General features: G+C 57.1%; 12 protein-coding genes and 2 pseudogenes. 4 read left to right on the forward strand and 10 right to left on the reverse strand.

Annotated elements, in window-relative coordinates; all coding sequences use genetic code 11:
- Positions 1-32: 32 nt before the first annotated feature.
- The 4 genes and pseudogenes from So717_RS21070 to So717_RS21085 form a co-directional block, all read left to right on the forward strand.
- Positions 33-1181: an acyl-CoA dehydrogenase family protein gene (locus So717_RS21070; RefSeq protein WP_159981042.1), complete on the forward strand. Its 1149-nt coding sequence runs from the start codon at positions 33-35 to the stop codon at positions 1179-1181.
- Positions 1182-1387: 206 nt separating this feature from the next.
- The gene (cheB, locus tag So717_RS21075) at positions 1388-2437 is read left to right on the forward strand and encodes a chemotaxis-specific protein-glutamate methyltransferase CheB (RefSeq protein ID WP_159981044.1); all 1050 of its coding nucleotides are present in this window, start codon (positions 1388-1390) and stop codon (positions 2435-2437) included.
- 179 nt (positions 2438-2616) lie between these two features.
- A complete protein-coding gene (locus tag So717_RS22465; RefSeq protein ID WP_275113694.1) occupies positions 2617-2961 on the forward strand; it encodes a chemotaxis protein CheD in 345 nt (114 codons plus the stop codon).
- Positions 2962-3133: 172 nt separating this feature from the next.
- Positions 3134-3313, forward strand: a pseudogene (locus So717_RS21085) (integrase core domain-containing protein); the annotation flags it as partial.
- A gap of 28 nt (positions 3314-3341) precedes the next feature.
- On the opposite strand, the pseudogene So717_RS22470 reads toward So717_RS21085, so the two are convergent.
- From So717_RS22470 to So717_RS21135, 10 genes and pseudogenes are all read right to left on the reverse strand, one after another.
- A pseudogene (locus So717_RS22470) lies at positions 3342-3560 on the reverse strand (integrase); the annotation flags it as partial.
- Positions 3561-3830: 270 nt separating this feature from the next.
- Positions 3831-4097, reverse strand: a complete 267-nt coding sequence (locus tag So717_RS22705; RefSeq protein ID WP_159981048.1) for a cytochrome C oxidase subunit IV family protein — start codon at positions 4095-4097, stop codon at positions 3831-3833.
- The gene (locus So717_RS21100; protein WP_159981050.1) at positions 4094-4660 is read right to left on the reverse strand and encodes a cytochrome c oxidase subunit 3 family protein; all 567 of its coding nucleotides are present in this window, start codon (positions 4658-4660) and stop codon (positions 4094-4096) included. Before So717_RS21100 ends, So717_RS22705 begins: the two co-directional genes overlap by 4 nt.
- Positions 4661-5350 (reverse strand): hypothetical protein, encoded by a 690-nt coding sequence (locus So717_RS21105; protein WP_159981053.1) that lies wholly within the window; start codon positions 5348-5350, stop codon positions 4661-4663.
- 28 nt (positions 5351-5378) lie between these two features.
- Positions 5379-6245, reverse strand: coding sequence for a crotonase/enoyl-CoA hydratase family protein (locus tag So717_RS21110; RefSeq protein WP_159981056.1), 867 nt, complete (start codon positions 6243-6245; stop codon positions 5379-5381).
- 153 nt (positions 6246-6398) lie between these two features.
- Positions 6399-7211, reverse strand: coding sequence for an IclR family transcriptional regulator (locus tag So717_RS21115; protein ID WP_238841164.1), 813 nt, complete (start codon positions 7209-7211; stop codon positions 6399-6401).
- Between the two features lie 11 nt (positions 7212-7222).
- The gene (locus So717_RS21120; RefSeq protein WP_159981059.1) at positions 7223-8563 is read right to left on the reverse strand and encodes a TRAP transporter large permease; all 1341 of its coding nucleotides are present in this window, start codon (positions 8561-8563) and stop codon (positions 7223-7225) included.
- An 18-nt stretch (positions 8564-8581) separates the two neighbouring features.
- Positions 8582-9091, reverse strand: coding sequence for a TRAP transporter small permease (locus So717_RS21125; RefSeq protein ID WP_159981062.1), 510 nt, complete (start codon positions 9089-9091; stop codon positions 8582-8584).
- A gap of 59 nt (positions 9092-9150) precedes the next feature.
- On the reverse strand, positions 9151-10209 hold the full coding sequence (locus tag So717_RS21130) for a C4-dicarboxylate TRAP transporter substrate-binding protein (RefSeq protein ID WP_159981064.1): 1059 nt from the start codon (positions 10207-10209) through the stop codon (positions 9151-9153).
- A 126-nt stretch (positions 10210-10335) separates the two neighbouring features.
- A complete protein-coding gene (locus tag So717_RS21135; protein ID WP_159981067.1) occupies positions 10336-11844 on the reverse strand; it encodes a class I adenylate-forming enzyme family protein in 1509 nt (502 codons plus the stop codon).
- Positions 11845-11866 lie beyond the last annotated feature (22 nt).

An 11866-nucleotide genomic window follows, 5' to 3' on the forward strand; every position in this document is an offset into this window, starting at 1 on the left:
AAGACCCCGGGGGACGGCAGGAGAGTTCAGGCATGGATTTCGCACAGACCGAGGAACAGACCGCAATCTTTGACATGGCGCATGCCTTCGGTCAGGAGCATATCGCGCCCTTCGCGCTCGATTGGGAAGAGCAGGGGACCATCCCCAAGGATCTTTGGCCAAAAGTGGCGGAGCTGGGGCTGGGCGGCATCTACGTCTCAGAAGAGCACGGCGGCTCAGGCCTGTCGCGGCTCGACGCGACGCTGGTGTTTGAGGCCCTGTCGATGGCCTGCCCGGCGGTGGCCTCCTTTCTGTCTATCCACAACATGTGTGGTGGCATGATCGAAAAATTCGGCTCGGATGAAAGCCGGGAGAAATGGCTGCCCGCGCTCTGCCGGATGGAGACCATTTTCTCCTACTGCCTGACAGAACCGGGCTCCGGCTCGGATGCGGTGGCGCTGCGCACCCGGGCGGACCGCACCAACGAAGGCTACCGCCTGAACGGCACCAAGGCGTTCATCTCCGGCGGCAGCTATTCGGACGCTTATCTGACCATGGTGCGCACAGGCGACGCAGGGCCGCGGGGCATTTCAGCCGTCATCATCGAGACCGGCACTGACGGCTTGTCTTTCGGCGGGTTGGAGAAAAAGATGGGGTGGCGCGCGCAGCCCACCGCGCAGGTGCAGTTTGATGACTGTGTGATTCCGGCTGCAAATCTTCTGGGTGAGGAGGGGCGCGGGTTTTCCTACGCGATGGCCGGGCTTGATGGCGGGCGGCTCAATATTGCGGCCTCGGCTTTGGGCGGGGCGCAGGCGACCCTCGATGCCGCATTGGCCTACGCAGCCGAGCGCAAGGCCTTTGGCCAATCCATCGACCGGTTCCAGTCGCTGCAGTTCAAACTGGCCGATATGGAGGTGAAGCTGCAGGCCGCACGGGTGTTCCTGCGCCAGGCGGCCTGGAAGCTCGATACCGCGGCGGCGGATGCCACAAAACACTGTGCCATGGCCAAGGTTTTTGTGACCGATGTGGCCTTCGACGTGGCCAATGAAGCCCTGCAGATCCACGGCGGCTATGGGTATCTGGCCGACTACGGGATCGAAAAGATTGTGCGCGACCTGCGCGTGCATCAGATCCTGGAAGGGACCAACGAAATCATGCGGCTGATCGTCTCGCGCCAGATGATTGCCGACCGCGCGGCCTAAACCGCATTTTTGATCTGTCATACCGCGTCTTTATTAAGCGACGCTTCATAACTCTTTGCCATACCGGTCATCACGGCGGCGGGCTTTCAGGTCTGCTGTCTGCAAGACAAGGCACGAGGTTTGCAGTGACAGGACTGTCTACGGCGGCGATACGACCAAATTCTGGGGCATCGAAACGGGTTCTCATCGTCGACGACTCACGGGCCATGCGACACTGGTTGCGCGCGGTGATGTCGTCTGATCCTCGGTTGGAGGTCGTTGGCGAGGCCGCCACAGCCGTCGAAGCTCGCGACTTTCTCAAGGCGCATCAGGCAGACGTGTTGACACTCGATATTGAGATGCCGGGGATGAGCGGGTTGGAATTTCTCACGCGTTTGATGCGCGCTCGGCCGATGCCCGTGGTGATGATGTCGAGCCTGACGGCCGCTGGCAGCGATGCGGCCATCCAGGCGCTGTCCCGCGGGGCGATTGACTGCATGGTCAAGCCCACGTCGACCTACGGGGAAGAGCTCACACAGGATATTTGTGAGCGTGTCTATCATGCGGCCTGTACGCGGCCGTCTCAGTTGCAAATGCGGTTGCAATCCGGGGCCGCGCCTGCGGCGCCGTCCGCAACCGCTCCATCGCCGGCGCCTGCCGCGCCTGCGGCGCGACACAACTACCGGCGCGGGGCGCTTTTACTCATAGGGGCATCGACAGGTGGGGTGGCCGCGCTCGAAACCGTCTTGCCGACCCTCGACCCATATGGCCCGCCCGTGATGATTGTTCAGCATATGCCGGGGAACTTCCTGACAAGTTTCGCCGAAAGGCTTGATCGACAGTTATCTCAAAACGTCTATCTGGCCAGTGAAAACAGACCATTGGAAAATGGCGACGTTGTCCTAGCGCCTGGCAACGACCGTCATACGGAGCTGCGCTATCGTGGCGGCCAATGGTACTGCGTCTTTGTGCCCAATGATCCGCCTGCCTTGCACTGCCCGTCCGTGGACGTGATGTTCAAATCGGCAACGACCGGGGCCAAACATATCTCCGCCGCGCTGCTGACCGGGCTTGGCCGGGACGGAGCGGAGGGCCTGTTGGAGCTCGCGCAGGCCGGCGCAAAAACCTTTGGTCAGAGTGAGGATACCTGTGTGGTCTATGGGATGCCCAAGGCCGCGATGGCGTTGGGCGCGGTCCAGAAAGAGGCGTCTGTGGAAGACATTGGTCCCGCGTTGCGCGCCAGTCGGCAGTTATCTGCTGCGGGACAGGATGGGTAGTCGATATGAGCGGGACGCGTGTGCATATAACCCAGGGAGAACAGGCCGTTGGGTCGGATCCCGATATGGTGATCACCACATTGCTGGGATCATGCGTTTCCTGTTGCCTATGGGATCCGGAGGCGGGGGTGGGCGGCATGAACCACATGCTTTTGACCAGTTCCTCGGCCAATGATGGCATGTCCCAGATGCTTGGGGTCAACGCGATGGAGTTGCTGATCAACGAGATCCTCAAGAAGGGAGGGTCGCGGGGTCGGCTTCATGCAAAAGCCTTTGGCGGCGCACGCATGGTCGCGGGCTTAAGCGATATCGGCCAGAAGAACAGTGACTTCATTCTGGAATTTCTTGAGCAGGAGGGTATCACCTGCGAGAGTCATTCTCTTGGAGGGCAAACCGCACGGCATCTGATGTTTTGGCCCGCGTCGGGGCGCGTCATGCAGAAGATGCGCACCGATGCGCCGCAAGAAACGGTCGAACAGGTCAGCGCGTCGAAAACAACTGGCAACGATCTGGAATTGTTCTGAGGCACTGCAGACCAGTCCCAGGCTGATGATCCGGCGGACCCGAATATGGCTGGGACACTTTGACAGTCCAAAATGTGCCCAGTGTATCCTGACACGGCCTATCGACGCTGGGTATGTCTGCTTGGAACTATATGATCTCAATTGGCGTGAGGTCCAACACGAGCCATTGGTAATGCGCGAGGAATGCCTGAACGAACACCTGTTCCCGTCTTTGCGCCATGCCTGCCGCATGATCGCGGCATGGCGCCCCGACTACAATCACCACCGCCCACACTCGAGCCTCGACGGGCTCACCCCGTGGGAGTATCACCAAAGGTCAAGAGAGGACCAAACCCTGAACAGAGCTAACTGAAAAACGCGGACTCTCGGGGGAGCAGGTTAAGGTCAGAAACAGTCAATTTGACCAGATCACAGCCACGCAGCTTGCTGTCGATCGCGACATTGAACAAAGCCAGATCGCGTAGATAGCCCGCTAGTTCGAGCCGTGCCCGGATTGCCCAGACCTGCTTGGCCAGCAAAGGCCGTTTTTGACCGATGATCCGCCCTTTGTTCCAGGCTCTGCGTTTCGGGGTGGTTGCGGGAAGTTGGACTCTTGGCATGATTTGCCCTCCGATCCACCCTCCAAACCCAATCACCGGCACCGTGCTGGCATTGGGATTTTATCATCCCTGGAACCGGCAGTTATAAAAAACCGACCGGCAGCGGCGGCGGTGCAAGTGCACTCGGCCGCTGTGAGCCATTACCGACCAACAGTGCACTCGCAGAATGACGCACGCACAGGAAAACCGTTTTAGCAATTGCTAAGGGAAGCAGCACTTGAACAATGCCGAAACGCGGCATCTTTTGTAGTGTAGGTTTAACAAGATTTCCTAGATTGACGTCAACAGCAGAGTCCCCAGCACGGAGAATGTCAGGACGATCCAAGCGGCGAGTACGGCGCGCCAGACATTGGGCGCATGGCGCAACTCCATGAAGTGATCAATGACTAGATGAGCCTTAGCAAATGCGATTCCAAGGACGATCAATCCCGAAAGCCGTGACGACCCAAACGACTGCCCGCTCATGATTGTTGAAAGAACTGTCGCAACGCATAGGCCGAGCCAGACAAGGGTCAATGGATCCCTGAGATATTTCATGTGCGGATCAGGTAAAGCAGCGGGAACAATACAACCCAAAGAAGGTCGACGAGGTGCCAGTAGATCGCGCTGCTTTCCAGCAACCTTGGATCGGATGCAATACGCTGCGTGGTCACAAACAGAGCGGCCAGCCCGATCAGCACATGCACCAAATGGATGCCGGTGAGCATGAAGAAGAACATGAAGAACTCACCAGAGCCAAGGCCGATATCGGCGGAGGCTTTCTGCGCGTATTCAATGATCTTTATCGTGCAGAATAAGGCGCCAAGCCCAATGGCCATATTGATTTGAGTGTGCATCGTTTTGGGTGCGCCTTGCCGCGCGGACCGCAATGCTTTGGCGACAAAGAGGGAACTTGTTAGCAAAACAAGCGTGTTTATGGTTCCCAAAGCCAGGTTCAGTGTTTGCTGTGCGGCTTCATAGTCCGCCGGTGCTTGTGCGCGGTAGAACAGATACGTTGCAAACAATAGAGAGAACATCAGCAGGTCTCCTAACACGAAGACCCACATGCCCTCATCACCCGGTAGGCGCTTTGGCTGCGCTTTGATGTCGGCGGCGGGCATTTAGTCCCCCGAGGGCCTAGTCGCCGCCCGGCTGACAAGCCAGGCCATAGTGAACACCCAGCCAATGAATGCGACAATCGGCACCCAGAAGACGAGGAGCCCGTGCCATGCAAATGGACCCGTCTTAAAAAATGTCGTCACAGCACCGGGTAGGAACAAGATGCCAACCCAGAAGTTAAGATACGCCGCCCAGCGAGGAAAAAGCGGCTCATCCCGTTTGTCCGATAGGATGGCCAAAGCAATCACAAAGGCCTGCAGCGTCAGCGGCATCACGGGCATCACTACGATCAACCAGCCGATGTCATTGAGCATGGCAACCAGCTCGGCCGAACGCTCTGCTCTGAAAGCGGCAATTGTCCACGCAAAAGACATGAGCAGGAAGACGATATTGCCAGCAAAACCGAGAAGCAGTTGGCCGTAGCTCAGGGTTCTAGCCTGCTCACCACCAATACGACGAATTTGTACCGAGATCGCTGCGACCCATAGGAACATAAGTGTGCAAGACTGCATTATGGCCGTGGCGCCCGCACGGATTGCTGTGCGATTGTCCTCAAATTTTTCCGCGGCGGCCTCTGCACCCATGAATGCAGGAATGGGGGGTAAGAACCCCATCAGCAAAAACGAGCCGCAAAGAATGACGATGAAGACCGATCCGGCCCAGGCAAAAAGTGAGCACATTTTTGGGTTCATTGTCGTGTTCCCTTTCTTCGCCGTTGCCTCAATCCGTTCTTGGGATGGGCTTGGACGCACCTTCAGCTATTGGCGCGCCGCTGTCGCGTTCACTTACCGCCTGCTTCATCCCTACTTCTTGCGCACGTTCTCGGAACCAGATCCCCTCGGGTGTATGGCGTGACACGCCATCAAAGAACGTGGCCAGCATCTGTGTATGTTTGAGCCCCATGTTTTCATAGGCTTGGTTGACCACCATTTTCGTCATCATCAACTGGTTTTTTGGCACGGCTACGATCTCGTGAAGCAACTGATCCACGCGCGCTCCCAGTTGCGCCTCCGCCACGGCGTCGAGCGCCAGCCCATCGGCGAGCGCTTCTGTTCCGGTCATCAGCTTGCCGGTCATCATCATGTGCTTCGCCTTCTGCAGGCCCAGGCGATAGACCCACATGGACGGTGTCGGCACGCCCCAGACGCGCGCGGGCGGATATCCAATTCGCGCATCATCCGCCATGATGAGGAAGTCGCAACACAGGGCGATGTCGGACCCGCCGGCAACGGCTGCGCCGTGTACCTTTGCAATTGTTGGCGTGTTGGAGCGCCAAAGCGACATGAAGTCATCGGTGTTCTTCCACATAAACCGAAAATCGATCGTTGGATCCCAAGGCATTTCCTGGTTTCCGGTGATTTCGCCTTCGCGTTCAGCGTAGTGTTTGAGGTCGTAACCGCCGCAAAACCCTTTGCCTGCCCCCTCAACAACAATCGCATGAACACCGCTGTCATTATCGAGCGTTTCGACAGCGTGCCGGATTTCGCCGGGCATTGCGCCAACAATCGCATTCAAGCGCTCTGGCCGGTTGAGAGTAATTGTTGCTGCGCGCCCCTTCACCGCGACGCTGATCGTTTTGTACTCCATCGCTCCCTCCTTTCGGCTCGTTCATTTCTATTAATCTGCCGAATTTCTGACGCTTGAAAGAGCATCAAATTCGGCAGCCAACTGTCTCTTTTTGGGATCTGACCGGGGCGACCCAGTTCATGTGTTTGGGTCTTGGCCACTTCGCAGTCGGTACTAGCCGGAAAGGCGCTGAAGATCCCCGACAGCGTTGACCAGTGCAGGGCCGACTTCGGTGGCCATTTTCGCTTCTGTCAGCTTGGCTGCCTCGCCGCTGCAGAAGAATGACACTGGTTCGGCGAATTCCGTGGTCCGGAAAGGTGTCGCAACCGCGTTGATCGATTTCGAGTAACGGCTGTCGTCCGCAACAATCGCATAGCCTGTGGCAAGCATATTGTCTTTCGCCTCTGCGGCGAGCTTTCGCATGGCACGGGCTTTGGTCGCTTCGACGCTGTTGGTCACACGCGCCAATTCGTCGTCATTCAATGAGCCGAGATAGGCAGCGCCAGTAGACGAGCCGAGCACTGGGATACGGTACCCTACATCGATCCAAATCGTTGGCGACTCGGAGGGACGCCAGGTTTTCACCATCAACATCTCGCCCTGATCATAGATTGAAACGCCAATGAGGTTCTCAGTGGTCTCTGCCAATTGACGCATAATGGGCGCGGCGGTCTCAACAAACCTAAACGAGGCTGACGCGATATTGCCAAGAGCAAAAGCAGCGGGACCAAGGTGATACTTCTCGTGGTGCCGCCCATGTGTCAGATACCGTTCTTGACACAGTGTGAACGTGAGGCGCGATACGGTTGACCGTGGTATCCCGGTCCGTTCCGAGATTTCCAGATTGCCTAGTCCGTTATCAGAAGGTCTGAATGCGCGTAGAATGCTCAGGCCGCGGGCCAAAGTGTTCGCAAATTTTTTCTCTGGCTTTTGGTCCAAGATGAGTTCGTCCTGAGGATTTTGAGAAGCTAATTCGCTCCCTATCATGTCTTGCCTCCTTATTGCACGGCTTGCGACAACACCAAAGAAATCGCAGGGAAGGCAACGATCAGAAATAGAACGACAATATCTGCGCATAGGAAGCGCCAAATACCCGCGAACACCGTGCCAATCGGTGCGGCTTTGCCCACGACGTTGGACAGAACAAAGACGTTCAAGCCAACGGGCGGCGTAATCAGACCGATCTCAAGCAGCTTGACCACAACCACTCCGAACCAGATCAGGTTCAAACCGTAAGCTTCCACAAGCGGTACCAGCAACGGCAGTGTCAGCACCATGATACCTATGGGATCAAGGAACATGCCCAGCACGAGATAGACCAGGCAGATACAGAACAGCAGGACCGGAAGGCTGGGGTTTGCGTTACTGACCATTTGCACAAGCTCGGGCGCAACACCGGTCAGAGCCGTGGCTGCGACAAATATCTTGGCACCCGCCGCGACAAAGAAGATGGCGGTTGTTTGCACGCAAGTCTCACGAATGGCTTCCCAAAAGCCTTTCAGGTCCAGCGTGCGCTTGGCAAATCCGATGATGGTGGTGACCACTACGCTAACGGCGGCTGCGGACGTGGCAGTGAAGAAGCCGCCATAGATGCCGACGAAGACGATCAGAAAGATCAGCGCAGCCGGCCAGGCATCGCGCATCGCATCCAGCTTTTCTCCCCAGGATGAGGCCGGTTCACGACCCGGTGCCACGGACGGGTTCAGCACGATCCATACGTAAATGACCAGCAGGAAACCGATAAGTGTGAGTATCCCCGGCAAGACACCCGCAATGAAAAGCTTGTTCACCGAAGTTTCGGTAAAGATCGCGTAGATGATGAACAACACAGACGGCGGGATCAGTGAGCCCAGCGTGCCGCCAGCCGCGACGCTTGCCGTTGCCAGGCGCGGGTCATAACCCAGCCTGAGCATTTCCGGCGTGCAGATTTTGCCCATTGTGGATGCACAGGCGATGCTAGACCCGGTAATTGCAGAAAACCCGCCGCAACCGACAACCGACGCCGCCGCAATCCCGCCGCGCAGGTTTTGCATCCAAACGCGTGCGGCATTGTAAACAGCGGTCGTTATTCCGGCTCTATAAGCGACGTTGCCGAGCGCGATAAACAGCGGGATCATCGAAAGATCAAATGAGTGGATAAGATCGAACGCATTGGTGAACACCAATTGCGAAGTCGCGGCCCATGCGCGATCTGGCATGAATGTGCCACTGCGGAATGCGAAGATGGCAAAAGCCGTCGCGGTCGCAACTCCAATCAAAGCAAATGCGATTGGGATGCGAATAGCGAGCAACAAGAGCGTCGTTGCAAAGGCAATCAACCCAATGGTGATCGGATCCATAGCGTCTGTCCCGTCGAGTTAAGCGTTGGGGTCGGTGTCGGGTTGAGGAAGATCAGTGCCTTTGAGCGCCGTCGCGAAGTCCATGAAAATCAATGTTCCGAGGCGAAGCCAGCACAGAACAATGCCGATCAGAAAGCCCAGTCGTCCGGGCCATTGCGGGAGATTGAGGTCGCCGTAAAAACTGCTTCCGACGTTTAGCTGGTAGATCAGGTCTTGACAGGCAGACCAGATGAGCGGTGCCAAGGCGACAAAGGCAAACAACGTGCCGAACGCGGCAAACCAGTTCACGATGGTCTGCGGAAACATGTTGGTTACAAACTCGACAGCAATATGGGATCGATTGGCTGTGGCAGCAGCGAGCGGCAGAACGATTGCCAGAACCATCAGCTCGCGCACCATGACAATCATGTCCGGGACATAGGAGCCAAAGAAATTCACCGCCAGGACATCTACGAAGATCAGGATCGCAAGTACGATGACTGAAACCGTAGCGACCTCAAGAAAGGCCCGTTCCATCAGTCTGAGCATTTCGCCCCCCGCTATTGATTGGAATCGAGCGCGGGGGTGACCCGCGCTCGACGACCTTGCTAGTTGGAACGGTTCCAAGGATATCCCTTGGCGTCGTACTCTGCGGCATATTCCTCGACCGCTGCGGTGAAGACTTCGATCAGTTGGTCGGGGTCAAGGCCGACGCTGGCTGCGTTTTCTTTCCAGGCTTCGACGAAAGGCTCAGAGGCGGAATTGAGGCGCGCAACTTCATCTGCGGTGACGCTGATGACACTGATGTCTGCGTTCGCCTGCATGCCGTCGATAGCGGCTGAGTTCGCGTTTGTCACATTCTCGGCAAAGACATCGGACATTTCAGTGCCAGCCTGGGTCAACACTTCTCTTTGCGCGTCTGTCAAAGCGTCATAGGTCTGCTTGTTCATGAACACGCCGTAGCCGCCGATTTGGCCCCAATTCATGACGGTGTAGCTGCTGATTTGCTCACCCCATTTCAGCGCATCGACCACGTAGTCATAGCCTTGCGTGCAATCCAGCAAGCCGGTGTCCAGGCCCTGGTAGGCCTCATAGACGCTCATGGACACCATGGTTGCGCCAAGTTCGCCGAACACTTTGCCGTATACGCCCGCGCCGCGGACCTTGAGCCCTTCGACATCCTCAATGGTGTTCACCTCGACCCCTTTGCAGGCCAAGTTCACGCTCGAGGCTGTCATAGTGCCAATGTAAACGAGATTTTGCTTTGCAAGATGCTCTGTCACCTCAGGAACCGTTCGCATCAGGCGGTCCGTTGCGCGCATGGACACCCAGCTGTTGGCACCGCCGATGGGCAGGTCGGCGAGCGAGTAGGCCGCCATTTCCTTTTGGAAGTACGCGGAGATGATTGTGCCGCCGTCAGACACGCCACGGCTGACCGATGGGACGGAGGCTGGTGCTTTGAAGAGTGCGCCACCGTATTGAATGTCGAATTTCAAGTCGCCGCCGGACAGCTCTTCGACCCGATCCGCAAACCAGTTCAGCGTCGCAGGCGCTGGTCCTCGTGCTGGCCCCGGGTGGCCGTAAAAGATGGTCGTTTCTGCTGCTGCGGCTGTTGCCAGACCCACAGAAAGTCCAGCGCCTGTAATCAGGCCTAGAAGCGTATTCATGTCGTTCCTCCCAAACGATAAATTCTACTTAGTGGAATTACATTCTACTTAATGAAATGTCAACGCAAGCTTTTGGCAGTGTTGATCGTGCTCACCACGTGCCGATTCTCGGCCTCGGCAAATGTGTCAGCCGGTCTCTGCCAGCTCCTTGTGAAAGGTCTCGATCAGCTTATGTTTCAGGATCTTACCAGTGGCCGCCGCCGGAAGCGTCTCTGTCAAAATGATAATAGAAGGACGCTTGTAGGCGGTGAGAACGCTTGCAGCATGTGCCTTGAGATCGTCAGGTGTCACCTTCGCGCCTTTGACAACCTGAACGAAGGCAAGAACCTCCTCGTTCGCACCTTCGACCTTGCGTCCGACCACAGCGGATTGAACGACGTCAGGGTGGTCGTTCAGCGCGGCCTCAACCTCAATCGGAAAAATGTTGAAGCCCGAACGAATGATCATTTCCTTGCTGCGACCTGCAATATGCAGCCGGCCCGCATCATCGAAACGTCCCAAGTCGCCAGTATGAAACCAGCCTTCGTCATTGAACGCCGCATTCGTGAGATCAGGAAGCTTGTAGTATCCCTTCATCACATTGCCGCCGCGCACGAGAATCTCGCCCACGCCATCGGTGTTTTCACTATTGGCAAGATGAACCTCGACCCCCGGAAACGGGACGCCGACGCTGACGTCTGGGTCGCCAATGTCGGATCGCGTCATGCATATCCCGGCTGTTGTTTCCGTCATGCCGTAGCCGTTTTGCAGCGGTAGTCCAAAGAACGCTTCAGCCTCCCGCTTCCAGGTCGGATCAAGGGGCGCCGCACCCGAAGAGACGTAGCGCAGCTTGCTTCCTTCGATACGAGTAACCCCCCGGTCACGCGCATACTTCATAAGATGCGCATGCATCTGTGGCACAGCCGGGAGCACGGTCACTCCCATGTCGAGTGCCTGATAGAGAGCTTCGGCAGAGAATTTGCACTCCAATTTCAAAGTGCCGCCAGCAAAAAGCGTGGCGCACATGGTCGAGACAAGGCCGAAGACATGGGACATCGGCAAAGCGAGATACACCGTATCCGCTGGCCCAATGCCGCGAGTATGTGAGGAGACCTTGCTGGTGAAGAGCACGTTGGCATGGCTCATCATCACGCCTTTTGGCGCGCCGGTCGTGCCGGTCGTATACATCAAGACGGCAACCTGCTCGGCGGTTGGATCGACTGGCTCGGGCGCACTTTCATACGGTGCTGCAACCGCCACCTCGCCAAAGGCCGCCTGAATGGTCTTTGCGCCAAGCTCTTTCGCTGTTTTGACGGCCTGCTCGGACACGTCTGTCGTACACACAACGGCACGAGGGCGAGCATGGTCCAATACCCGCTGGATTTCGGGGAGCGTCATGCGCGCGTTTGCGGGAATTGCCCAGGCATCCAAGGAACTGGCGGCGTGGAAGAAGGCAATCGTTGAGAGGGAGTTTTCGGCCAGAATCATGATCCGATCACCACCTTGCACACCGTGGTCGCGCAAAACACTGGTGGCTTGATCGACGGCGTCGGCCAACTCCGCATAGCTGATGGTACGACCATCATGCGTGATGATCGCGGCGGCGGAGCCATGTTCGCCCTGCCAACGGTCCAGAATCTGATGAATGCGATTCATGAGAGATTACCCTTTGTTCCGG

Source organism: Roseobacter cerasinus (assembly GCF_009811755.1).
Classification (GTDB): domain Bacteria; phylum Pseudomonadota; class Alphaproteobacteria; order Rhodobacterales; family Rhodobacteraceae; genus Roseobacter; species Roseobacter cerasinus.

Excerpts from the sequence above, each read along its gene's own strand:
- So717_RS21130 (WP_159981064.1), bottom strand. The coding sequence starts at position 10,209 with ATGAATACGCTTCTAGGCCTGATTACAGGCGCTGGACTTTCTGTGGGT.
- So717_RS22465 (WP_275113694.1), top strand. The coding sequence starts at position 2,617 with ATGTCCCAGATGCTTGGGGTCAACGCGATGGAGTTGCTGATCAACGAG.
- So717_RS21125 (WP_159981062.1), bottom strand. The coding sequence starts at position 9,091 with ATGCTCAGACTGATGGAACGGGCCTTTCTTGAGGTCGCTACGGTTTCA.
- So717_RS21070 (WP_159981042.1), top strand. The coding sequence starts at position 33 with ATGGATTTCGCACAGACCGAGGAACAGACCGCAATCTTTGACATGGCG.
- So717_RS21100 (WP_159981050.1), bottom strand. The coding sequence starts at position 4,660 with ATGCCCGCCGCCGACATCAAAGCGCAGCCAAAGCGCCTACCGGGTGAT.
- So717_RS21105 (WP_159981053.1), bottom strand. The coding sequence starts at position 5,350 with ATGAACCCAAAAATGTGCTCACTTTTTGCCTGGGCCGGATCGGTCTTC.
- So717_RS21110 (WP_159981056.1), bottom strand. The coding sequence starts at position 6,245 with ATGGAGTACAAAACGATCAGCGTCGCGGTGAAGGGGCGCGCAGCAACA.
- cheB (WP_159981044.1), top strand. The coding sequence starts at position 1,388 with ATGCGACACTGGTTGCGCGCGGTGATGTCGTCTGATCCTCGGTTGGAG.
- So717_RS22705 (WP_159981048.1), bottom strand. The coding sequence starts at position 4,097 with ATGAAATATCTCAGGGATCCATTGACCCTTGTCTGGCTCGGCCTATGC.
- So717_RS21135 (WP_159981067.1), bottom strand. The coding sequence starts at position 11,844 with ATGAATCGCATTCATCAGATTCTGGACCGTTGGCAGGGCGAACATGGC.
- So717_RS21120 (WP_159981059.1), bottom strand. The coding sequence starts at position 8,563 with ATGGATCCGATCACCATTGGGTTGATTGCCTTTGCAACGACGCTCTTG.
- So717_RS21115 (WP_238841164.1), bottom strand. The coding sequence starts at position 7,211 with ATGATAGGGAGCGAATTAGCTTCTCAAAATCCTCAGGACGAACTCATC.